This window comes from Candidatus Dorea massiliensis AP6 (genome assembly GCF_964245105.1).
Taxonomy (GTDB): domain Bacteria; phylum Bacillota; class Clostridia; order Lachnospirales; family Lachnospiraceae; genus Laedolimicola; species Laedolimicola intestinihominis.
Window position 1 is genome coordinate 373,888 of the sequence record NZ_CAXTKW010000001.1, and the last position, 21,771, is coordinate 395,658.

24 protein-coding genes and 4 pseudogenes are annotated in these 21,771 nt (G+C 41.5%); 3 read left to right on the top strand and 25 right to left on the bottom strand.

The features are described 5' to 3' along the window. Window positions 1-28: 28 nt before the first annotated feature. The 19 genes and pseudogenes from ACESZP_RS02105 to ACESZP_RS02195 form a co-directional block, all read right to left on the bottom strand. The gene (locus tag ACESZP_RS02105) at window positions 29-595 is read right to left on the bottom strand and encodes an isomerase (RefSeq protein WP_499707890.1); all 567 of its coding nucleotides are present in this window, start codon (window positions 593-595) and stop codon (window positions 29-31) included. Window positions 596-724: 129 nt separating this feature from the next. Then, on the bottom strand, window positions 725-1,459 hold the full coding sequence (locus ACESZP_RS02110; RefSeq protein ID WP_499707891.1) for a LytR/AlgR family response regulator transcription factor: 735 nt from the start codon (window positions 1,457-1,459) through the stop codon (window positions 725-727). 77 nt (window positions 1,460-1,536) lie between these two features. After that, window positions 1,537-2,163, bottom strand: a complete 627-nt coding sequence (sigK, locus tag ACESZP_RS02115; protein WP_499707893.1) for an RNA polymerase sporulation sigma factor SigK — start codon at window positions 2,161-2,163, stop codon at window positions 1,537-1,539. A 96-nt stretch (window positions 2,164-2,259) separates the two neighbouring features. Then, window positions 2,260-2,343, bottom strand: coding sequence for a DUF6718 family protein (locus tag ACESZP_RS02120; protein ID WP_499707925.1), 84 nt, complete (start codon window positions 2,341-2,343; stop codon window positions 2,260-2,262). Next, complete coding sequence (locus ACESZP_RS02125) at window positions 2,333-2,785, bottom strand: YaiI/YqxD family protein (RefSeq protein WP_499707895.1); 453 nt, start codon at window positions 2,783-2,785, stop codon at window positions 2,333-2,335. Before ACESZP_RS02125 ends, ACESZP_RS02120 begins: the two co-directional genes overlap by 11 nt. A gap of 18 nt (window positions 2,786-2,803) precedes the next feature. Continuing rightward, window positions 2,804-3,178 carry a VOC family protein gene (locus tag ACESZP_RS02130; RefSeq protein ID WP_499707896.1) on the bottom strand — a complete coding sequence of 125 codons (375 nt, stop codon included), beginning with the start codon at window positions 3,176-3,178 and terminating at the stop codon, window positions 2,804-2,806. A 66-nt stretch (window positions 3,179-3,244) separates the two neighbouring features. After that, a pseudogene (locus tag ACESZP_RS02135) lies at window positions 3,245-3,544 on the bottom strand ((deoxy)nucleoside triphosphate pyrophosphohydrolase); the annotation flags it as partial. A gap of 182 nt (window positions 3,545-3,726) precedes the next feature. Further along, on the bottom strand, window positions 3,727-4,170 hold the full coding sequence (locus tag ACESZP_RS02140; RefSeq protein ID WP_499707897.1) for a hypothetical protein: 444 nt from the start codon (window positions 4,168-4,170) through the stop codon (window positions 3,727-3,729). Beyond that, window positions 4,163-4,578: pseudogene (locus ACESZP_RS02145) on the bottom strand ((deoxy)nucleoside triphosphate pyrophosphohydrolase). The gene ACESZP_RS02140 and the pseudogene ACESZP_RS02145 overlap by 8 nt, the downstream one beginning before the upstream one ends. Further along, on the bottom strand, window positions 4,565-6,649 hold the full coding sequence (locus ACESZP_RS02150) for a hypothetical protein (protein WP_499707898.1): 2,085 nt from the start codon (window positions 6,647-6,649) through the stop codon (window positions 4,565-4,567). The pseudogene ACESZP_RS02145 and the gene ACESZP_RS02150 overlap by 14 nt, the downstream one beginning before the upstream one ends. A gap of 45 nt (window positions 6,650-6,694) precedes the next feature. Continuing rightward, the gene (locus ACESZP_RS02155) at window positions 6,695-7,225 is read right to left on the bottom strand and encodes an McrC family protein (protein ID WP_499707899.1); all 531 of its coding nucleotides are present in this window, start codon (window positions 7,223-7,225) and stop codon (window positions 6,695-6,697) included. 192 nt (window positions 7,226-7,417) lie between these two features. Then, complete coding sequence (locus ACESZP_RS02160) at window positions 7,418-7,660, bottom strand: hypothetical protein (RefSeq protein ID WP_499707901.1); 243 nt, start codon at window positions 7,658-7,660, stop codon at window positions 7,418-7,420. Window positions 7,661-7,757: 97 nt separating this feature from the next. Continuing rightward, window positions 7,758-9,008, bottom strand: coding sequence for a DEAD/DEAH box helicase (locus ACESZP_RS02165; RefSeq protein WP_499707902.1), 1,251 nt, complete (start codon window positions 9,006-9,008; stop codon window positions 7,758-7,760). Window positions 9,009-9,085: 77 nt separating this feature from the next. Beyond that, window positions 9,086-9,328: a DUF6718 family protein gene (locus ACESZP_RS02170; protein ID WP_158362368.1), complete on the bottom strand. Its 243-nt coding sequence runs from the start codon at window positions 9,326-9,328 to the stop codon at window positions 9,086-9,088. A gap of 1 nt (window position 9,329) precedes the next feature. Further along, entirely contained in the window at window positions 9,330-9,914 is a 585-nt protein-coding gene (locus ACESZP_RS02175; protein ID WP_499707903.1) for a nucleotidyltransferase family protein, read from the bottom strand. Window positions 9,915-9,980: 66 nt separating this feature from the next. After that, window positions 9,981-10,187, bottom strand: a complete 207-nt coding sequence (locus ACESZP_RS02180; RefSeq protein ID WP_262670638.1) for a helix-turn-helix domain-containing protein — start codon at window positions 10,185-10,187, stop codon at window positions 9,981-9,983. 88 nt (window positions 10,188-10,275) lie between these two features. After that, window positions 10,276-10,551 (bottom strand): annotated as a pseudogene (locus tag ACESZP_RS02185) (sigma-70 family RNA polymerase sigma factor); the annotation flags it as partial. A gap of 83 nt (window positions 10,552-10,634) precedes the next feature. Beyond that, the gene (locus ACESZP_RS02190) at window positions 10,635-11,261 is read right to left on the bottom strand and encodes a helix-turn-helix domain-containing protein (protein WP_499707905.1); all 627 of its coding nucleotides are present in this window, start codon (window positions 11,259-11,261) and stop codon (window positions 10,635-10,637) included. 100 nt (window positions 11,262-11,361) lie between these two features. Next, window positions 11,362-12,657: an ATP-binding protein gene (locus ACESZP_RS02195; RefSeq protein ID WP_499707906.1), complete on the bottom strand. Its 1,296-nt coding sequence runs from the start codon at window positions 12,655-12,657 to the stop codon at window positions 11,362-11,364. Window positions 12,658-13,173: 516 nt separating this feature from the next. Between ACESZP_RS02195 and ACESZP_RS02200 the strand changes: the two are divergent. The 3 genes and pseudogenes from ACESZP_RS02200 to ACESZP_RS02210 all read left to right on the top strand — a co-directional run. Next, window positions 13,174-14,055: pseudogene (locus tag ACESZP_RS02200) on the top strand (DUF1177 domain-containing protein); the annotation flags it as partial. Window positions 14,056-14,073: 18 nt separating this feature from the next. Next, entirely contained in the window at window positions 14,074-15,483 is a 1,410-nt protein-coding gene (locus tag ACESZP_RS02205) for a YfcC family protein (protein WP_499707908.1), read from the top strand. A gap of 15 nt (window positions 15,484-15,498) precedes the next feature. Further along, on the top strand, window positions 15,499-16,659 hold the full coding sequence (locus ACESZP_RS02210) for a M20 family metallopeptidase (protein WP_158362354.1): 1,161 nt from the start codon (window positions 15,499-15,501) through the stop codon (window positions 16,657-16,659). A gap of 212 nt (window positions 16,660-16,871) precedes the next feature. Here ACESZP_RS02210 and ACESZP_RS02215 read toward each other — a convergent pair whose 3' ends face one another. The 6 genes from ACESZP_RS02215 to ACESZP_RS02240 all read right to left on the bottom strand — a co-directional run bounded on the left by ACESZP_RS02215 (window position 16,872) and on the right by ACESZP_RS02240 (window position 21,754). Next, window positions 16,872-17,120 carry a hypothetical protein gene (locus ACESZP_RS02215; protein WP_499707910.1) on the bottom strand — a complete coding sequence of 83 codons (249 nt, stop codon included), beginning with the start codon at window positions 17,118-17,120 and terminating at the stop codon, window positions 16,872-16,874. A gap of 129 nt (window positions 17,121-17,249) precedes the next feature. After that, window positions 17,250-18,485: a peptidase U32 family protein gene (locus tag ACESZP_RS02220; RefSeq protein ID WP_499707911.1), complete on the bottom strand. Its 1,236-nt coding sequence runs from the start codon at window positions 18,483-18,485 to the stop codon at window positions 17,250-17,252. 38 nt (window positions 18,486-18,523) lie between these two features. Then, a complete protein-coding gene (locus ACESZP_RS02225) occupies window positions 18,524-19,180 on the bottom strand; it encodes an O-methyltransferase (RefSeq protein WP_499707912.1) in 657 nt (218 codons plus the stop codon). Continuing rightward, entirely contained in the window at window positions 19,181-19,579 is a 399-nt protein-coding gene (locus ACESZP_RS02230; RefSeq protein ID WP_178040217.1) for an endolytic transglycosylase MltG, read from the bottom strand. It lies immediately after the preceding gene. A 27-nt stretch (window positions 19,580-19,606) separates the two neighbouring features. Beyond that, entirely contained in the window at window positions 19,607-21,271 is a 1,665-nt protein-coding gene (locus ACESZP_RS02235; protein ID WP_349164147.1) for a ribonuclease J, read from the bottom strand. A gap of 27 nt (window positions 21,272-21,298) precedes the next feature. Continuing rightward, entirely contained in the window at window positions 21,299-21,754 is a 456-nt protein-coding gene (locus ACESZP_RS02240; protein ID WP_178040215.1) for a transcriptional repressor, read from the bottom strand. Window positions 21,755-21,771: the final 17 nt, after the last annotated feature.

The window sequence follows — 21,771 nt, forward strand, 5'->3', positions numbered from 1 at the left end:
GCCGCATCCGCCGTTCGGATTTCTGTTTTTACTGCATGAAATACAGTCCGTTGTAACCGGTTGTATCAGAAAGGGCAATCATGACAACGCTGCCGTCATCCTGCTGAGCAAATGCGCAATAATACTTCAGCTCACTGCCATTGTTATCAAAGTATACGCCGTATCCGGTGCTGTCTGCCTCATAGGTGCCGTCTATTTCTCCGCCACCCTGTACCATCTTTGCGGTACCATCCGCATTGAACACGAAATCAAGCTGTCCGCCGTACTGCTCCAGAGATGCTGCGATTTCTTCATCCGTCAGCTCCTCGCCGTCAATGCAGCCGCCTGTAAAGCTCCAGGTGGTATCTGCCACATCTACCGGCTCAGTCATCATATCAATGCTCCACAGGGGACCGTCATCGCCTTCTGCGAATTCCACATCCTCTGCTGCAGTCTCATCTGTAGCTTCCTCGGTATCCTCTGTCGCCTCTTCGGTATCTGCAGTCTCCTCAGTCGCTGTTGCATCAGCCTCTGTCGCATCGTCAGAACCTCCGCAGGCTGCCAGAGACAGAACCAACATGGTACCTAAAATCATTGCTAGCACTTTCTTCTTCATAATAAATTCTCCTTTATCCTCTTTTTTACGGCCCCGCCGCTTTCTGATTGTAGGATACCGGATTTTCCATAAAAAAGGAGCGATTCGACATGAATCGCCCCAAATCTGCATTCAATCTTCCTAAGGCTTTTATACCACAATTCCCTGCCGCTCAAAGGCATATTCCAGGTACCGGGTTTTGATATCGGAATATTTTCCATGGGGGATGGGAATTTCTTCCTGATTCTGCATGACAATACTTTTCGATGAAAGAGTCCGGATGTAATCCATATTGATCAGATAGGAGCGATGTGGCCGCAGAAAATTCTCATATATGGCCAGCTGTCCCGCCAAATCGTCCAACTTTCCCTGACTTTCCAGTGTCCGGCCATCCTCCATGCAGAACAACAGCGTCCGGCCCATAACCTCGCAGCAAATCAGTTTTTCCAGTTCTATCCGTGTAATTCCGGTCTTGCAGCGCATGATCAGGCTCCTCTGTTCCGCCTTTTTGCACTCGGCAATCACTGAATCCATCAACCGGCAAAAGCTCTCCGCCCATATGGGCTTCAACTGATAAAAGTACGCGCCTACGGTATAGGATTCCACTGCGAATTCCGCTGAGGAAGTCAGGAAAATAATCTTAACCGCCGTATCAAATTCCCGTATTTCCCTGGCCGCCTCCATTCCGGTCTGTCCCGGCATCAGCACATCCAGAAACAGGATGTCGAAACGCAGCCCCTTTTCCATATCTGCCAGAAGCTCCAGCGGGCTTTGATAAGCCGTGTACGCAAGCTCTCTATTCTTTTCTACCCGATAGTGATCCAGTAAGACCTGAAGCTCCTTCAATATCGATAAATCATCATCACAAAAACCTATCTTCAACATAACCGGCGCTGCTCTCCTCTTTTGTACTTTTCGTACTGTCGCTTCTATTATAAACTGGACATCTTTGACAAATCAAGTCATTCCTCAGGAAAATATTCCCGCAGCTTCAAGAGCGCGTTTTTTTCTATCCGGCTGATATAGGAGCGGGAGATTCCAAGCTTCGCCGCCACCTCTCGCTGGGTATATTCCCGCCCATTATAAAGGCCGTAGCGCATGACCAGCACCGTCCGTTCCCGTTCCGTCAAAATTTTCCTGAGCAATGCGTAAAGCTTCCGGCTGTCCTCTTTCAGACAGACCCTGGAAAACGCGTCCCGCTCGCTGCTCTCCATGATGTCCAGCAGATGAATTTCATTTCCCTCTTTGTCCGTGCCGATGGGATCATAATAGGAAGTTTCCCGGGCGGTTTTCTTTTTGGAGCGGAAGTACATCAGGAGCTCATTTTCTACACACCGGGCCGCATAGGTGACAAGTCTTGATCCTTTATCGCTGTCGAAGGTGGTCACGGCCTTGATGAGGCCGATGGTCCCTATGGAAATCAGATCCTCGGTCTCTTCTCCACTGTTCTGGTATTTTTTTACAATATGTGCTACCAGCCGGAGATTGCGCTCCACCAGAACGTCCCGCGCCTGCGCATCGCCCTCTTTCAGCCTCTGCAAATAGTACTGCTCTTCTTCTGCTGCCAATGGTTGCGGAAACGTCTTCAAAAAAGGCACCTCGCGGGCGGATTTATCTTATCTTATGATAAATCCGGCTGTGAAGTGCCTTTCCCAGTTGTTTTGGGCAAGTACGATTTTCATTGCTTATTTTAGTGTCTTGCAACTGTAGGCTATGCAACCCTGCTTGTCAAAAATCTTTGCAATTACATAGATTTTTTTATCTCCCATTCTGTATCATCCGCAAAAGTTTTTCAAAAGACTGGGCAAAGCGTATATCATCCTCTTCTGTACGCTTTTTCGGTCCTTTCAGATGATTCTTATGAGAACTTCGCCTTGCCTTCTTATTCAGGTGCCGCTCCATAAGCAACTGGTCGATATTTTCGTTCGTATACCACTTACCGGATTGGTGAATGGCATACGCACCTTTTCCAAGAGCCATAGCAGCTACCCCATAGTCCTGCGATACTACAACATCACCTTTATGGCAAATGCTAATCAGCTTATAATCTACGGCATCTGCTCCTGCTCCGACAACAATTACTTCGCTATAATCAGAAGTCAGCACATGGTTCGTATCACACAGCAATGTGGTTGATATGTTGTATTTCTCTGCTATTTTCTCTACAATACCTACTACCGGACACGCATCTGCATCCACAAATATCTGCATCCCTTGCCCTCAATTCTGTCATTCTTTGTAATTCACAGGTGTTCGAACCTCAATCAGATTTCCCGATGGATCATAAAATCTTACAAGCTTCTGTCCGCCCTCCAGCTCCATCAATTCTGTAACATAAGTTACAACCTCTCGGCCAGCCTCCAGTTTCTTTATGATACCCTCTATATCATGATCTACAAAATAAAGTTCCGTCCTATTGTTATATGGTACGGTATGTAGTTTTGTACTGTCGTACCATACATCCGCGTCCTGCAATACCAGTCCTTCAGACATAATTACATTGCCTTCCAGCCTTGTAACCACACGCAGTCCAAACAGTTCCTCATAAAATTTTATGGACTCTTCGATATCGTCCACAATAATCAAAACATTTTTCAAACTCATGGATTATGCCCTTTCCACTTTTTGAAGCTGCGTCGTAATGACAGCTGTGAAGTACTCCTGCCATACCTATAAATTCATTTGCACTTTTTCAAGCAACAACACATCTGCCGGAAGCCAATTTACGTAACAAAGTGATTCTTTGTTTAACCATCGCGCAGCTTCATGTTCTTTCAACACAAGATCTCCCCTGTAGATTTCACACCAAAAACATTCCATTGAAAGATGAAAGTCCGGATAATCGAACTCAATTGTATCAATCAAATCACCTACAGCTATTTCTGTGTCAAGTTCTTCCAGGATTTCACGCTTTAATGCTTCTTGCGGTGTCTCGCCAGATTCATTTTTTCCACCAGGAAATTCCCAGCCTGCAGAAGTACTATATTTTGTATTAAATGTGCATAATCATACTACATTTCGTACTTTGTAGGGTATTACCCTATCTTTTTAGCAAAAGTAAATATGAAAATCCTTTATTTATAGGCTTTCTCCGGCTTTTGCACTAAGGTTATTAAGTATCGTTTTATGTGCATCTTAACAAAAATAGGGTACTATATTTTTGTAATTAACTTCTTCCCCGCCTCTGCAAGAGGCTTTCTAAATGTATAAACCAATCCAGAAACCACTGCCAATGAACCTAATATTTTCAGATTATGATTTCTATGACTTTCCTGCTGTCTCTCATAAAACTGTTTATTTTCTGTATCTTTTACATACCTCTCTTTTTGCATTTCAGCAATTCTTTTTCTTATAGCAGCTCTTTCTTCATCACTTTCAGCTTTTTCCATATTTAATTTCAGAATTTCATATTCTGCATTATCTGCTTCGCATAGTTTATTTACATATGCTTCATTCGATTCAAGAATCGCTTTATCAAATTCTGTTGCATCACTTATGGCATTATTAGCAGTTTCTTTGAACATTTGTATTTTACGTATTTTATCTTCACCTTTAGTTGGTCTACGCTTGGCAACTACTTTTTTTGATTCACTCATGCAATTCCACCTCCAAAGATTTCTTTATTTTCTCTATCAATGTTAGATCTGCTGGTAACCATCGAACAGAATTCCGTTCATCCTTGCTTAACCACTTAGCAGCTTCTGCTTCCTTCAGTACCAGCTCTCCAGTTATTGTCTCACACCAAAAGCAGTCCATTGAAAGATGGAAATTGGATAGTCATATTCAATAGTATCTATTAAATCATATACTTTAATCTCTGTATCCAATTATTCTTTAATCTCCCGTTCTAAAGCCTGTTGAAACGTTTCGCCTTCTTCTATTTTTCCTCCTGGAAACTCCCATTGACCTTGGAACTCCCCATATCCCCTGGCTGTAGCAAATATCTTACGTTTTTTCTTTACGGAATCACAAATAACTGCAGCAACTACTTTAACTGTTTTCATTTTCTACTGTCTCCATTACATCATTAAAGAATATTGAAATTGCTTTTTCCTTAATTGAATAGTATCTTTTATCTCTTGTGACATATGATACATAGCCTCTTTTTGACAGTTTTTCCATTATCTTTGTTATTGCCAAATGATGCCGATCAACTTCATTTCCGATCTCTACTGCAGACATTTCATGCTGTCTATTATTGTATAAAACACGCAGTATATCAATTTCTATATCAGGCAAGCTTTCCGATTTCCACTTTGCTATCTGCTCCTTCATGATTTCTTCTAATTGATTTACTTCTTGAATACAATTCTTTTCTTGACAGTTTAAGCAGAATCCAAATTTTTTAGCAACTTCATATTCAGCTTTATCTTTATATTCATAACCACAATTACTACATTTTGGAACTTCAACAGCATTTATGGCTGCTGGTATAAAATCAGTATAATCAAATTCATCCTGTCTCCAATAATCATATGCTCTTCTAAACTCAGGCTTGCCATAATCTATTTGATTTTCTAAGCACAATCCATAATTCAAGCCGTAATAAGATACCCTGATGCCGGGCTTTCTACTACTTCCTTCATTAAACTTGCTTACAATATAATACAACTCTAACGTTTGTAAAATACTTTCAATCTCTTTATCAATATAGAAATGTGATGTTGGAAGCCAATATGTTATACCAGATTTATTCTTTTCTATAGTCTGCTTATATATATCTTTTATACTTTGTTTTCCTGTGTATTTTTCTATCAGACCTCTTTTTATGGTTTTTGCCATTTCTATCAAATCGTCCATCAATTTCTTTTGTGTCATTTGTGTAAGAATCTTATTCTCATCAAAAAATGATTCCTTATATCTACTGTCGTTGCAAAAATCTGCCAATATATTGTTTACAAAATATGTTTTAGATGCATTATCTAAATCTGCAATTGTGATACCATTTCCTTTATTGATGGAATTAAGAAAACTGTACTTTAAAATATAGCCAAGGCTTCTAGGAATACCTGCGGATGCATAGAATAACGTTTTATAGTATATATCTATTTTTTCTTTAGCAGTATCAAAAATATCGTCTGCGTCTAATTGCTCATTCGTATATACTGAAATTCTCTTTTTCAGCGTTCTCTTTATATAATCAATTCCTGATGCTTCAACATTCTTGTAATTCGTTGATGTTTTCTCATATACATCATAAAAATCGAGAGAATATGATACTATTTTCGACGAATCTATATTTCCTAAATATATTCTATATGGATATGCAGCGAGCTTAATAACAAAAACATCATTATATGAAGAAATAATTGGCGCTATTAAGGAATCTACTATTAATTTCTGTGAATCCTTTGCTAATTCACTAAAATCATCTAAAAATAGATATACTTTCGCCACTGAATGTTTATCCAATATCTTCTTCATTTTATTTAAAACCGTATTTATGGAGAAAATACGCATTTCTTGTTTTGTATATTGTTCTTCCGTTGCATTCTTTTGTGAAAAAGACAACCCTGCTTCTGCTTTTTTATCTGTATTCGCATTAAGATTAAACTGTGTATTTTTTTCACTATTTGTAGCGAATTGCATTGTTCTTCTGAAATTTTCATCTATGTATTCACCATTTTTTATTTCCTCAAAGAGTTTTTCAATATCTTTATCTTGAAAAATCTTCTTACAGTCATTTTTTATTTTCTCTAATATTTGATTAAAAAACTTCAAATAGACATTATATTTGTTCATCAACTCCTGTTCTTCACTATTTGATGTTCTAATTTCCTCATAACAAGATTGTAAATTTATGTATACTGATATTACACCTTTCTTTTCTTTAAGTTTTTCTTCTGCTTGTAAAAAAATAGTAGACTTTCCAGTTCCCCTACGCCCCTTAAAAATAGCATGGTTTTCATCTAATGCCTGTTTTAAGAAATAATCATTTTCAAACAAATCCACATATAACTGTGGCAACAAATTTTTATTCTCATCGTCTCGAATATCAGGACGACCACTTTTTATCAGAGATTTAAATGCTTCTTCGATATTATCCCTCTGGGACAGCAATGTTAAACCATCCATTGTACTTCTCTCCTTTATCATCTATATCAATTTATCCTTCAGTTTCTACAAGCTATCTTCTATTTTATCGACATCAACAAAATGCAAATTTACTGTTGTTCCATCTCCACTTTCAAAGCGAATTGGAGAATGATTTCTCATTTCATCATTCACCGGGTATAACAACCATATTTCAGGAGTGTTATATTTCTTCGAGTAAGCATACATCTGATACATATCAGCCTGTGAAATACCATAATTTACCCTTTCGTTATCAACGAGACTTTTCCATTTGGTATCCAGAATTACTGTGCGCCCTCCTCTTTTCATAACAATGTCCGGTCTAAGTGCAAACTGTCTCCTTGATTCCATAAAAAGATAATGCCCCTTATCCTGGCTGGAAACCTCCCAACCTTCCGAGCTCATAACTTTTTTCATCTGTTGAACCACATAACTTTCATATACAGACTTTATCGGAAACAGTAATGCTCTTGATGCTATTGCGCCGGAAAATGTAGTAAAACTCTTATTCATCAGAAATGCCTTTGACCATTGCATCAACATTTCATAATCCTTGGTATTTCTATTAATAATCACCTGCGAAAATCCTTCGCATAATTTACCGAAGCATCTACCATTTCAAATGCTGTTAGTAGCTGTCTTATTTCTTTTGAGTTTTCTGCACTTGTCGTCAATTTCTGTAACTTTGCGAGTGTTGCTCTTTGTGTATCGCAAGCAGCTCATTTTTATAAAATGTCGTTAGGATCCAGCTTTTTAATCTTCCCATATTTATTCTTTCTCCACTAATTCCCAACCGCGAACTCCTCTTGAAGTATCCAATGTATACTTTTTAGAACATTCATCACAACTTATCCAAATATCATGATCGCGAAATCCAGGAATATTATCATGTTCTTCTATGATTTTTCCTTTCCCGCAGGGGCACTCATATTCGTATCTCTCCATATCACCTTCTCCGGCACCATATCCTAGATGGTTTTCTTCTGAAGAATATATCAACTTTGTTCTCATATAGCTTTACCTCCCTCATTAATAATATTGCTCAATGTAACTGTATGCCCGATCAAAAACTTCTTTATCCTTAATCTTATATTTGATCCAGACAACACTACGAAGTGCTTAATAGCTCGTAAACATTTCTTCCTTCTATGCTATCATCTCTTTTATCCGGAGCAGCTGTCATTCCCAGCCAAAGTTTTGGAGTAAAATGATTCATCACTTTCTGATATGTATCTGCCGGAACATGGTGAGCTTCATCTAATACAATACAGTCAAATGCATCTTTTTTATATTGAAGCAGGTGCTCATCACGATTCAATGTCTGTACTGTCGCAAACACATAATCCGCATCATATTCATAGTATCCTGCACCAACCAATCCCATTGAAACGGACCTGGCAAATACTTTTTCATAAGACTTCTTTGTCTGTCTTGCCAACTGGCCGCGATGAACCAGGAACAGTACTCGTTTAAACCCAAGTTCTCTCATTGCAAATGCAGACGCATAGGTCTTTCCCGTACCAGTCGCAGAAATCAAAAGTGCTCTATCCTCACCAGCCTCAAGAATTTTTCTCAAATTCGTAATAAACCCCACCTGCATACTGTTTGGCTGCAGTTTATATTTTTCAATTGATATGATTTCTTCCTGTTTTGCAATCTCACGCTGGTGCTTGATGATCTCATATTGCTCGCTATACTTCTCATAGAATTCATCAAACGATAATGCATAGTTTGAATTCCATAATTCATTGAATTCAGCAATAATTTCCTGCGCTATTTCTCCCTGTTCTGTTAAAATTAACTTTGTATTCCACTCTCTATTACTCGTAAGTGCTGCGCTTGTGATATTAGAACTGCCAATAATAATACGATAAATTTCTTCTTTCTTGAAAATATAACCCTTTGTGTGAAACCCTTCCTTAGCAGCTTCTACATCATACATTTTAAGTGTGATATTGGATAGTTCGTTGAGTTTTTTCAAAGCTCTAGGCTCACTAAAATTCAAATAATTGGTTGTAAGAATTTCACCTTCAATATTTCTCTTCTCAAGCTCTTTCAATGTTTGAAGAAGAGGGGTAATACCATTCATTGTAATAAATGCTACGCTTATCTGGAAACTATCACATGCCAAAAGTTCGTCCTCAATAGACGAAAATACTTTCTTTCCTGCTTTATGATTATTGGATACAAATTCTGGTCTATATATATTGTTTGAAACAACAGAACCGTCGATATATGCTGTTTCAAATCCTAATCGTACTTCATCAATCTTCCCCATATCTCTTTCTCCATTATTTTTCTTCAATCCCCTGCTACCAGTATATTCTTTTCCCCACTCACTTTCAAAGGTTTTTATCATAACAAACCTTTTTGATTCGGTATCTTCTCCGGGAAAGTAAGGGAACAGGCCAGGTAGGCTTGTTCCCTTACTTTTTCTTATGCAACATTCAGCTTTGAAACCCGATCAATATATTCCTTCATATCCTCTATATATTCATATGGTGCATACTCTGGATAAATATCCGGTGAATCCAGTACTACTATCTGCACCCCTTCTGCCCGAATCGCTTCCAATGTTCCCGGCAGACATCTTGCCTCATTCGGTGTTTTGCAACTGTAGGCTATGCAACCCTGCTTGTCAAAAATCTTTGCAATTACATAGATTTTTTTATCTCCCATTCTACTCACCTCTCAATTTTTTCAACTGTTCTACAAACTCCTCTTCATTCTGTATCATACCTGCCTTATAGCTCTGATACATCATTCTTCCAATTTCAGCAGTATCATACTTATAGATGTACCGATGGCTCCATACATTAAACTTGAAATCATCACCGCACCAAAGCTGTATCTCTATCGGATAGGCCAGATTATCTCTTTGATAATATAAATGTATTGCCCGATATCCATCGTCTACCTTTTTCCCTTTTCTCAAATCTACCACTCTAAAATATTCTGGAAAGTTCAGCGGATATTCATCCATGCGTAATCGAAACCCTAACACATCATTGAAGCACTGTTTAAATCCACCGTGATTTCTTAAGGTTTTTTCATACTTTCTGTAAATAGAATCGTCGCTTTTAAAACGAGATCCAATCAAATTTTCCTGAATCAGAATATCCACATAGTTTGCTCTATATTTTCCAATATCCTGAATTATTTTTTCCAGAGGTGTCTGGCTTAGTGAAATCTGTTTTAAGCTTTGTCCCAAAGTGGATGTATAGGATAACTCGTCCAAAATTTCTTTTGAAATAAACTGTTCCATTTTCACCTCTCCAAACTTCATTCACCTTATTATACTACATTTTCATTTATAATCCTAACAACATTTTTAAGATATTTCAATGCTTTCTTTAAAATACCTCTCCCATGATCCCCTCTTTACCCGTATCGTTTCGTTTTCCCACCCTCTGAGCGTTCTCGGATCAATTCCAAGCTGTCTCGCAAATGGTTTCTTCTGAAGTCCCAGCCTTTCCCGATACTCTCTTATCAACCTTCCCTGCCCCGTATACAGGAATTGAGTATATTCGTCCAGCAAATCCTCCACCGGAATCTGATATAGCCCAGCCAGCATGGCTGCCCGTTACCCACAGGTACATCTTTTGCCACCTGAAACGCGTTTATGATAGGATAGCATTCTCCACACACCGTGCCGCGTAGGTTGCAAGCCTTGACCCCTTTCCACTGTCGAAGGTCGTCACAGCCTTGATAAGCCCAATGGTCCCGATGGATATCAAATCCTCCGTTTCCTCTCCTGTTCCCTGGTATTTTTTTACAATATGCGCCACCAGGCGGAGATTGCGCTCCACCAGAATATCGCGCGCCTGCCCATCGCCCTCTTTCAGCCTCTGCAAGTAATACTGCTCCTCTTCTGCCTCTAATGGTTGCGGAAACGTCTTCAAAAAAGGCACCTCACGGGCGGATTTATCTTATCTTATGATAAATCCGACTGTGAAGTGCCTTTCCCAGTTCCTTATACCACTAATTATTTCCTTTGGCTTTTGTCTATTAAAAGATTAGTACAAGTTGCCGCTGCAATATAGATTACTAAAATAATAATCTCTAACACCAAAGTATTGTACGGGCGAGGATAGAATTTTGCCGCAACGCTTACGATAAATCTAATTAGGAAATAAAGACCCAACCATGCAGAAATTTTATAGAATTTTCTGCGAAAGTTTTTCGTTTTTTCTGTTGCGCTGGATACTTTCTTCTGATACGTATATTCAAACCCGCCAATGGCTGCAACAAACGGCAGGAAACTTAGAAATGCAAAAAACACATTTTGAAGAATGAACGTTGTCATAAACTGCATCAAAAGTATCATCACTTCAAGTGTCACCAGATAGATCATAATCTGACCAAGATTATCGTTTTGAACTTCTTTTACTTTTGGCAAATCATTGTCACTTTGGTAATCATCGTTCAGTAAGTAATCTGTTGTAACACCAAACAGCTTGCTGAGTTGAAGAATGTTATTTGCATCAGGCATCGCAGTCCCTGACTCCCAACGAGAAATAGCTTGCCTTGAAACATCCAGCTTTTCAGCCAAATCTTCCTGCGACATCCCATTAGATTTCTTTAATCCGATAATTTTATCTGATAGCTTCATTTAAAAACCTCCTTTGCTTCTATGGTTTCATTGTAGATAACACTACCAAGAAACTCCACCACATCAGCTTTACATATCCGCAACAAGAGTTTACATTGTATTATTTTTCAAGAATTTGCGGGTCAAGAAGGAAATCATAGATATTCACGGTCAAAATACCATAGTTATCATAGTACGGCTGTACAATATCTTTTGTAATAACAATCTTCTTGAAAGAATCGTCTATCTTTCTAAACGGTCTGATTTCCTGAGTACGTTTCGCTTCATCAGGTAATGAATAAGCTGATTGGATATAATATCTGGAAGAACCGAGATTGCATACAAAATCAACTTCCAGCTGTTTACGAGTTACCTTTCCTTCCTGGTCTTTCTCCGCAATGGTAACAACGCCAACATCCACGCTGTATCCACGCATACGTAATTCATTATAAATCACATTCTCCATGGAATGTGTCTGCTCAAACTGACGGAAGTTAATCCTTGCATTGCGAAGCCCAAGATCAGAGAAATAGTATTTCTTTGGAGTTTCAATATATGCCTTACCCTTGATGTCATATCTCTGCGCTAATTCAATAAGGAAAGAATCCTCAAAACAATCCAGATATTTCTTGATCGTTTTCGAAGTGATTTTGGACTTTTTTACAGTCTTAAAGGTATTTTTCAACTTCTCAGGATTGGTCAGAGAACCAATGGCAGAGGAAAGGATATTCAGCAGGTCTTCCAGTTCTCCAATATTTTTAATACGGTTACGTTTGAAAATATCCCGAATATAAATTTCGCTAAACAGGTTTTGCAATGCTGTCGCCTTATCGCCGGTACCTTCACGAAGAACAACCAGTGGGATTCCTCCGTAAAGCATATATTCAGACAATCCCATATACTTGTCACCTCTGTAAACAGACATAAATTCCGAAAAACTCAGTGGATACATATGGACTTCATCTCCACGTCCGGCAAACTCCGTAACAATATCTTTGGACAGGAATTTTGCATTACTTCCGGTTACGAATACATCCATATTATCTTTACGCAGATAACCATTCAATACAGATTCAAAGCAATCCATCAGCTGAACTTCATCCAAAAGCAGATAATACATTCCATCCGTGGTAACTTGGGAACGGATATATGCCATAAATTTCTCCGGATCAACTCCACGTTTTTCTTTTTCAATCTTGATAAGACTTTCGCCAATCAAATACAAGTCATCTGCGGAGTCAAAAGCAAAACGAATAATATGGTCAGCAGGGACACCTGACTCTAACAAGTGATTATAGAATATATTATTCAGCAGATAGGACTTTCCGCATCTGCGAATACCTGTAATCACCTTAATCAAACCATTATTCTTTCTTCTAATCAATTTATCTAAGTAAAAATCTCTACGAATCTCCATACGATAACCTCCTCGTGAAAGATTTTTGCAACCTAATACATTTTTCTGTTCTACATTACCATATCATAGCCTTCAAATCAATATGTATAGCCGGTTTCAGGAAAGATTTTTGCAACCTGATACATTTTTCTGTTCTAAAACATATTATATGCTTCAATCAGGATATTATCCCTGTATTCGCTCATTGTTTTATTCTGTTTTTACAAAGGAAAAGCAGCCACAATGGGGTCATCCAAATCAACCCCTGGTGGCTTATTGAGAACAACCAAAAAGTCATTACATTATTCTTTCTATCCTGTACACTGAAGGTGTAACCAATACCTCAAAGAAAGGACCAATAATGAAAGATTTAACTTGTAATGACTCTGTGAAGTCGCAGCAGGGAGATAACTTTTTAAATAAATTTGTGCAAAAAGCACAAAAGTAACGATGCTATTCGGATTTTTCGTATATTGACTTAAATGAAAGAAATATCTAAAATTTAAGTAACAAAAAAACAGGGAGGAAAATGATGATGAAAAAGTGAAGGCATATCTGTTGTCTGTTAATCCGCAGGCAGATGTAACAGTGTATCCTTTACATGCTCCGAAAGGAAAAACTGATATGATACGGATTAAGATTCCGGGAACAAGAGGAAAGAGTAAATGAATGGATGCGCCGACAATCGGACTTCTCGGTCGCTTGGGAGGACTCGGTGCCCGCCCTGAAGTAACCGGTTTTGTTTCTGACGGAGACGGGGCACTGGCTGCACTTTCTGCGGCGGCAAAACTTCTGGATATGCAGAAGAACGGAGATTATCTGGAAGGAGATGTGATTATTTCCACTCATATCTGTCCCGATGCGCCTACAAGACCTCATGAACCGGTTCCGTTTATGGATTCGCCGGTGGAAATGGCACAAGTGAATGCAGAAGAAGTGTCTGATGAGTTGGATGCGATTGTATCGATGGATACTACAAAAGGAAATCGAATTATCAATCATCGCGGTATCGCAGTTTCAAATACTGTAAAAGAAGGGTATATTTTAAGATGTAGTGAAGATTTGCTGAATATTATGGAAAGAGTAACCGGCAGATTGCCACAGGTATTCTCTTTGAGCACACAGGATATTACGCCTTATGCAAATAATTTGTACCATCTGAACAGTATTCTGCAGCCATGTACGGCAACTGCAGCACCTACGGTGGGACTGGCAATTGTAACAGAAAGCGCTGTTGCAGGGTGTGCAACAGGAACCACACAGTTTGCTGATGTGGAGGCTGCCGCAAGATTTCTTGTGGAAACGGCAAAAGACTTCGGAAGAGGTGTGTGCAGTTTTTATGACAAGGAAGAATATGCAGAACTTTTGCGCCGTTATGGCAGCTTAGCACATTTGCAGACAACAGGATGCGAAAATTAATTTAGGAAGGAACAAGAAATGAAAGAGAAGCAAAAGAAACAAAAGAAACCTTTTAAAATCCCACATACTTATGTTATTCTGGGTATTATTATTGTAATTATGGCAGTCCTGACCTGGATTGTTCCTGCAGGTGAATTTGACAGAGTTGTAGATGAGGCATCAGGAAGAACACTGGTTGTACCGGGATCCTATCACGAAGTGGAGGGAAATCCGGTGGGACTGTTCAGACTTCTGACCCTTGTACAGGAGGCAATGATTGACTCCTCCGGTATTATTTTCTTTATTTTCTTCGCATATGCTTTTGTGTATATGCAGATGAAATGCGGAGCGTTTGATGCTGCTGTCGGTGCGATGCTGAGAAAACTGCACGAACATAAAATGTTTATTATTCCGCTGTTTATGTTGATTTTTGGGCTTTGCGGCTCCACTTTCGGTATGACCGAAGAAACTTTCGGATTTATCCCGGTATTTATGGGAATTGCCGTGGCATTACGATATGATGCTCTGGTTGGCGGGGCTATGGTATATGTCGGTGTTATTACAGGTTTTGCATCTGCGACAGTTAATCCATTTACAATAGGCGTAGCTCATACCATTGCGGAACTTCCGATGTTTTCAGGACTTTGGTTCAGATGTATCGTATTTGCAGTATTTATGTGTGTATCCATGTGGTATGTGATGCGTTATGCGAAAAAGGTGCAGAAAGAGCCGAGACTGAGTATTGTAAAAGATGTGGAACTCAGTGCAGAAGGTTTATCCGAAGAAGAACTGATGAAAACCGAGTTTACAGTTAAACATAAAATCAGCATGCTGCTGTTTTTGATCACTGTAATTTTAATTATGTTCGGTGCAATCAAGCTGGGCTGGTACATCAATGAAATTGCCGGTCTTTTCATCGGTATGATGATACTGGTCGGACTGATTCAGGGATATAATTTCAGTGAAATTGCGCAGATTTTTATTGAAGCCTGCCGTGATATCATGTTCGGTGCGCTGGTATGCGGTGTTGCGAAAACCATTCTTCTGGTAATGCAGGACGGTATGATTATAGATACCTTTACCAATGCTATTGTAGGCATTGCGGATACCAACAACAAGTATCTGTCTGCCTTTATGATGCTGATTACGCAGAATCTGCTGAACTTCTTCATTCCGTCCGGAAGCGGACAGGCTGTAACCAGTATGCCTATTATGGTTCCGATTGCAGATATGGTAGAGCTTCCGAGACAGGTTGCAGTTCTTGCTTATCAGTTCGGAGACGGCTTCTCCAATATGATTTGGCCGACTTCTGTTGCAACATGGTGCGGTATGATGAAACTGCCGATGGACAAATGGTATAAATTTGTACTGCCGCTGGGCGGAATCCTTTTGGCGTTGGAGACTGTATTTATTATGATTGCTACAGCAATCAACTACGGTCCGTTCTAAACAAGGAGAAAAGTTATGAATTGTGTTGATGACAAATTAAAAGAAGAGCTTTTGGAGCTGAGCCGATATATTTATGACAACCCGGAGCTTGGATATGAGGAGTACAAGGCTTCTGCGGCGCATGCGGCACTTTTGGAAAAGCATGGATTTCAGGTGCAGCGCGGTTATTTGGGTATTGAAACAGGCTTTCGCGCAGAATATGTAAAGGGCGAGGGTGCTACAGTTGCGTATCTGTCGGAGTATGATGCGCTTCCGCAGGTAGGACACGGCTGCGGTCATAACATTATGGGAACTCTTTCCACAGGAGCGGCAATTCATCTGAAGGAGCATATGGGAGATTCCCATGGCCGGATTGTTGTAATCGGCACACCTGCGGAAGAAACTGACGGTGCAAAAGTGAAATATTCTAAAGACGGTGCTTTCGATGATGTGGACGTAGCACTGATTTCTCATCCTTTCTGTGCAAATGTAAAGAGCGGCATCTCTTTTGCACTGAAAGCACTCCGTTTTGAGTTTTTCGGAAGGGCTGCTCATGCGGCAGCTGCACCGGAAAAGGGAATCAATGCTTTGGATGCGTGTATCTCAACCTTTGTGAATATAGGTCTTCTGAGGCAGCAGATTGTGCCGACTGCAAGAATTCACGGAATTATAAAGGACGGAGGCACTGCCGCAAATACGATTCCGGAATACGCATGTGCAGAATTCTATGTGCGCGCGACAAGTAAATCTTATCTGGAAAATCTGGCGGAGAGAGTCTGCGCCTGCGCAAGGTCCGGTGCCGAAGCTTCCGGAGCAGAGCTTAAAATTACTGAGTTTGAAACAGGAAATGACAATCTGCTGACAAACCGGGCGCTGCAGGAGTGTCTGTGCAGAAATCTTGCAAAAGTAGGCATTACAGATATCGAAGAGGCGGGAGAAGCCAATGGTTCTACCGATGTAGGAAATGTGAGCCATGTCTGCCCGACTATTCATCCTTCCTGGAACATTATGGCGCCGGGTGAAGTGTATTCTACTCATACGGTGGAATTCAGAGAAGCGACACTGCGACAGCCGGCAAAGGACGCACTGATGGTAAATGTCTGTGCGATGGCTATGGCAGGAAAGGAAATCCTGGATGATCCGGAACTTCTTGCAGAAATCAAAAGAGAATTTGCAGAAGCAGTTGCAAACGACTGATACAGAAGAGATTTTGTATTAAAATCCATATAAACCTAAAAGAGGGTATCGCAAAACCACCAGATTAGATGATTTTGAGCGATATCCTCTCTTCTATTTTCTTTTCTGAGTCGGGTTTGTCAAGTAAAATGTGTAAGTTTTAGAAAAATATTTTGGGGGAAGGAAACCTCCCCGTTCCTATACTAGAATACTTTTTAGCGTTAATTCATTATCTAGAAGCTATCACATACCAAAAGCTCATCCTCAATAGACGAGAATACTTTCTTTCCTGCTTTGTGATTATTGGATACAAATTCTGGTCTATATATATTGTTTGAAACAACAGAACCGTCGATGTATGCTGTTTCCAGTCCTAATCGTACTTCATCAATCTTCCCCACATCTCTTTCTCCATTATTTTTCTTCAATCCCTTGCTACTAGTATATTCTTTTACCCGCTCACTTTCAAAGGTTTTTATCATAACAAACCTTTTTGATTCGGTATCTTCTCCTGAAAAAGCAAGGGAACAGGCCAGGTAGGCTTGTTCCCTTACTTTTTATGCAACATTCAGTTTTAAAATCAGAGCAATAGATACCTTGCTACTGCTTTTCTATGCTTCTTTCCGTCTCAGAATATCGCAGGCGTCCGCTTTGCCGCTTAATCTCACGCGCAGCTTCTGCTGGGGATGTGGCGCGCTCTCCATGGCTTCGCCTTCTTCATTCAGGATAGCTTCTACCCTGACAGCCAGATTTTCTCCGTCCGGCTTCATGATCTCAATCATTTCTCCCACAGAAAACTTATTCCGCTGCTCCAGGTGGATATAGTTTTCCGCGTCCACGTCTCCAACAATTCCAAGATAAGTGTAGCCCTTCTGATAGGTATTATTATCGTAAATCTGAGAACTCTCATCCGGCTTTCCATAGAAAAATCCGGTGGTGAACTCCCGGTAGGTGCAGGCCGCAATCTGCTCTTTGTACCAGGGCAGGTTTTTCTCGTAGAGCTCCCGGGACTGCAGGCAGTCGTCAATGGCCTTTCGATAGGTTCTCGCTACCGTCGCCACGTAAAGCGCCGTCTTCATCCGCCCCTCGATCTTGAAGCTGTCAATACCGGATTCCAGAAGCTCCGGAATATGCTCGATCATGCAGAGATCCTTGGAATTGAAAATATAGGTTCCCCGCTCATTTTCATAGACCGGCAGATACTCGCCCGGGCGGCTCTCCTCCATCACTGCGTATTTCCAGCGGCAAGGATGGGTGCAGGCGCCCTGATTAGCGTCCCGACCGGTGAAATAATTACTTAAGAGGCAGCGGCCGGAATAAGAGATACACATGGCCCCGTGTACAAAGGTCTCTATCTCCAGATCATCCGGAATATGTGCCCGCAGCTCCCGCAGTTCTTCCATGGAAAGCTCTCTGGCGGACACCACTCGCTTCGCGCCCTGCTGATACCAGAACTGATAGGTCAGGTAATTGGTATTGTTGGCCTGGGTGCTGATGTGTCGCTCGATCTCCGGGCAAATCTCCTTTGCCAGCATAAAGACGCCCGGATCCGCGATAATCAATGCATCCGGTTTGATCTCTTTCAGCTCTTCAAAATAAGCCCTTACTCCTTCCAGATCCCGGTTATGGGCCAGAATATTTGCTGTCACATAGACCTTCACACCATGCTCATGGGCAAAGGCAATGCCTTCGATCATATCCTCTCCGGAAAAATTTTTGGCTTTGGCACGCAGACCAAAGGCCTCCCCGCCAATATACACCGCATCTGCGCCAAATACTACAGCAGTCTTCAGTACCTCCAAGCTGCTGGCCGGAATCAAAAGCTCCGGTTTTCTCTCTGTACTCATACTTGCTCCTTTTTTATAACCATTCCTTATCAAAACAGTTACACTGAATCATTTCCTTGCTTCACGCTTACAGTTACACCATCCCCCAACGGTAACACCGATGTGGTCAACTCCGGATGGTGAGTCAGAGTATACAGATATTCCCGCATTCGGCTGTGAATGGTCCGATCCCGGCGCTCCACCGCGAAGCGGGACTCGATGATATCGCCGTCCTGCAATACATTGTCAGAAAGTAAAATGCCGCCCGGTGCCAAAAGCCGGAACACATCTGGCAGAAAATGAATATACTGACCCTTGGCCGCATCCATGAAAATAAAATCATAGCTTCCGGTAAGCCCTTTCAGGATCTCCGCAGCGTCACCCTCCAGAAGGGTGATCTGCTCCTCCCGTCCGGCCCGCCGGAAATTCTCTTTGGCAATGGGAATCCGCTTTTCATACTTTTCAATGGTAGTAATGCGCGTGTCCGACGGACTGTATTCTGCCATTAGAAGCGCAGAAAAGCCTATGGCCGTTCCTACCTCCAGGATGACTTTCGGCTTCTGTGCTGCAAGCAGCGTCTTCAGAAAGCTCTGCGTCTCCCGGCGTATGATCGGCACATAGGTCTCCAGTGCTTCTTTTTCTATTTGGTTTAAAAGCTCTGTATTGCCCATATCAAGGGAATTGATATAGGCCGTGGTTCTCTCTCCTGCTATCACTTACGATTCTTCCTCTTGTCCCCAGTCAAACTCCACATCCTCCCCGGATAGTACCGCCATCAGCTGACGGGGCTTCATGGCCGTCGAAAGGGTGTAGGTACCGGGCTTCATGGTCTTAGAATATTTGGAACAGAGAACCTGAATATAGAACAGCTTCCAGTCCTCTACCAATCCCTTTTTCTCCAGCAATCTGGCTATGTCCATCTTGGACACGCCATCAGGTACTGTCACGGAAATGGTTCTTCCGGGCATGGGATCCACAGCCTCTTCCTGAAATACGGAATGTCCATAAGAAAACGCCATGCTGCCAAGCCGGAAAATCCCCAGCGCAACCACTGCGATAATCACAATCTTCAAGGTAATCGATAGTACTGTCAAAGCTGCTTTTTTTGTATTCATTCCAGGTCCTCTTATACGTATCAGTTACTATACTTCCATAATAATCGGCAGAATCATCGGACTTCTCTTCGTCTTCTTCCAAATGAAGTCATTCAGGGCATCCTTGATGACATTCTTCAGCTTGCCCCAGTCAGAAATACCTCTGCCGAGACAATCATTCACGGCATCATTTACCACATTTCTGGCTTCTTCCATCAGATCCTCAGACTCACGCACATAGACGAAACCACGGGATACGATGTCCGGTCCGGCAAGCAGCTGATTGCTGTATTTCTCCAGAGTCATAACGACAATCATGATACCATCTTCTGCCAGATGCTGGCGGTCACGCAGTACGATATTGCCTACGTCGCCAATACCGAGACCGTCTACCAGAATCGCTCCTGTATGCACATGATCTACAATCTTTGCGCTCTCATCACACAGCTCCAGCACATCGCCGGAGGTCATTACAAAAATATTTTCCTTCGGAATCCCCAGACTCTGTGCAACATCAGCCTGAGCCTTCAGATGGCGGTATTCACCGTGTACCGGAATCGCATATTTCGGACGCACCAGAGAGTAAATCAGCTTAATCTCCTCCTGGCATGCATGACCGGACACATGGGCATCCTGGAAAATGACATCGGCCCCCTTCATGGACAGTTCATTGATAACGCGGGAAACCGCCTTTTCATTACCCGGAATCGCTTTGGAACTGAATACGACGGTATCCCCCGGCTTAATCTGGACTTTTTTATGGATATTTGCCGCCATACGGGACAGAGCCGCCATGGACTCGCCCTGACTTCCTGTGGTAATCAGGACTACCTGATTATCCGGATAATTCTTCATCTGTTCAATGTCAATCAGCGTCTTATCCGGAATACTCAGGTAACCCAGCTCCGATGCTGTAGAAATGACATTGACCATACTACGCCCCTCGATAACTACCTTACGTCCATACTTGTAAGCAGAGTTGATGATCTGCTGTACGCGGTCTACATTGGACGCAAAGGTTGCAATGATAATACGGGAATCCTGATGATCGGACATAATACCATCGAACACCTTGCCGACCGTACGCTCGGACATGGTGAAGCCCGGACGCTCCGCATTGGTACTGTCGCACATCAGGGCCAAAACGCCCTTCTTTCCAATCTCGCCGAAACGCTGCAGGTCGATAGCATCGCCAAATACCGGCGTGTAGTCTACCTTGAAGTCTCCGGTATGCACGACGATGCCTGCCGGAGAGTAAATCGCCAGCGCAGACGCGTCCACGATACTGTGGTTTGTCTTGATGAACTCAATCCGGAACGCGCCCAGATTGATAGACTGACCATGCTGAATGACTTTGCGTTTCACATGATTCAGCATATTATGCTCTTTCAGCTTGTGATCAATCAGACCAATAGTCAGCTTAGTTGCGTAGATCGGTACATTGATCTCCTTCAGGACATAGGGAATGGCTCCGATATGATCCTCGTGTCCATGGGTGATCACAAAGCCCTTCACCTTCTGAATATTCTCCTTCAGATAGCTGATATCCGGAATAACCAGATCGATGCCCAGCATATCATCCTCCGGAAATGCCATTCCGCAGTCCACAACAATAATACTGTCTTCGAATTCAAAGGCAGTAATGTTCATTCCGATCTGCTCCAGTCCGCCGAGGGGAATGATCCGCAATTTTGAATTGTTAATATTTCTCAAACTCTTTCCTCCTGTAAATAATAGCTGTTACTTATGTTCCTTTTCCAAACAGTCTTTACAGTATCCGTAGAGTTTTACCTCATGATCGATCACCTGAAATCCAAGCGCTTCTCTGACCCCCGACTCAAGCGCTTCCAACATATCATCCTGAAATGCGGACACCTTTCCGCATCTCATACATATTAAATGATGGTATCTGTGATGTTCCTTCTCCTCGATGCTTCCAATCTCATAACGGATAAAGCCGTCATCCAGATTGATCCGATCAATCAGTTCCAGCTCTAACAATAACTGAACTGTTCTATAAACAGTAGCCAATCCGATATCCGGATTTTCTACTTTTACTCGCTCATAAATTTCTTCTGCTGTCAGATGCTGCTCCGGGTTCTCCGCCAGCACCTCCAACACAACCAGACGCTGTCTGGTCATTTTAAATCCTTTTTCTTTTAATAAATCTTTAAATCTGTCTCTGTCTACTGCCATAGAAATCACCTTCCTTT

What these genes read in the sequence shown, in the direction of transcription:
- ACESZP_RS02105 (WP_499707890.1), bottom strand. Translation starts at nt 595, where the DNA reads ATGAAGAAGAAAGTGCTAGCAATGATTTTAGGTACCATGTTGGTTCTG.
- ACESZP_RS02110 (WP_499707891.1), bottom strand. Translation starts at nt 1,459, where the DNA reads ATGTTGAAGATAGGTTTTTGTGATGATGATTTATCGATATTGAAGGAG.
- ACESZP_RS02120 (WP_499707925.1), bottom strand. Translation starts at nt 2,343, where the DNA reads ATGGGAGATAAAAAAATCTATGTAATTGCAAAGATTTTTGACAAGCAG.
- ACESZP_RS02125 (WP_499707895.1), bottom strand. Translation starts at nt 2,785, where the DNA reads ATGCAGATATTTGTGGATGCAGATGCGTGTCCGGTAGTAGGTATTGTA.
- ACESZP_RS02130 (WP_499707896.1), bottom strand. Translation starts at nt 3,178, where the DNA reads ATGAGTTTGAAAAATGTTTTGATTATTGTGGACGATATCGAAGAGTCC.
- ACESZP_RS02140 (WP_499707897.1), bottom strand. Translation starts at nt 4,170, where the DNA reads ATGAGTGAATCAAAAAAAGTAGTTGCCAAGCGTAGACCAACTAAAGGT.
- ACESZP_RS02150 (WP_499707898.1), bottom strand. Translation starts at nt 6,649, where the DNA reads ATGGATGGTTTAACATTGCTGTCCCAGAGGGATAATATCGAAGAAGCA.
- ACESZP_RS02160 (WP_499707901.1), bottom strand. Translation starts at nt 7,660, where the DNA reads ATGAGAACAAAGTTGATATATTCTTCAGAAGAAAACCATCTAGGATAT.
- ACESZP_RS02165 (WP_499707902.1), bottom strand. Translation starts at nt 9,008, where the DNA reads ATGATAAAAACCTTTGAAAGTGAGTGGGGAAAAGAATATACTGGTAGC.
- ACESZP_RS02170 (WP_158362368.1), bottom strand. Translation starts at nt 9,328, where the DNA reads ATGGGAGATAAAAAAATCTATGTAATTGCAAAGATTTTTGACAAGCAG.
- ACESZP_RS02175 (WP_499707903.1), bottom strand. Translation starts at nt 9,914, where the DNA reads ATGGAACAGTTTATTTCAAAAGAAATTTTGGACGAGTTATCCTATACA.
- ACESZP_RS02190 (WP_499707905.1), bottom strand. Translation starts at nt 11,261, where the DNA reads ATGAAGCTATCAGATAAAATTATCGGATTAAAGAAATCTAATGGGATG.
- ACESZP_RS02195 (WP_499707906.1), bottom strand. Translation starts at nt 12,657, where the DNA reads ATGGAGATTCGTAGAGATTTTTACTTAGATAAATTGATTAGAAGAAAG.
- ACESZP_RS02205 (WP_499707908.1), top strand. Translation starts at nt 14,074, where the DNA reads ATGAAAGAGAAGCAAAAGAAACAAAAGAAACCTTTTAAAATCCCACAT.
- ACESZP_RS02210 (WP_158362354.1), top strand. Translation starts at nt 15,499, where the DNA reads ATGAATTGTGTTGATGACAAATTAAAAGAAGAGCTTTTGGAGCTGAGC.
- ACESZP_RS02215 (WP_499707910.1), bottom strand. Translation starts at nt 17,120, where the DNA reads ATGATAAAAACCTTTGAAAGTGAGCGGGTAAAAGAATATACTAGTAGC.
- ACESZP_RS02220 (WP_499707911.1), bottom strand. Translation starts at nt 18,485, where the DNA reads ATGAGTACAGAGAGAAAACCGGAGCTTTTGATTCCGGCCAGCAGCTTG.
- ACESZP_RS02230 (WP_178040217.1), bottom strand. Translation starts at nt 19,579, where the DNA reads ATGAATACAAAAAAAGCAGCTTTGACAGTACTATCGATTACCTTGAAG.
- ACESZP_RS02240 (WP_178040215.1), bottom strand. Translation starts at nt 21,754, where the DNA reads ATGGCAGTAGACAGAGACAGATTTAAAGATTTATTAAAAGAAAAAGGA.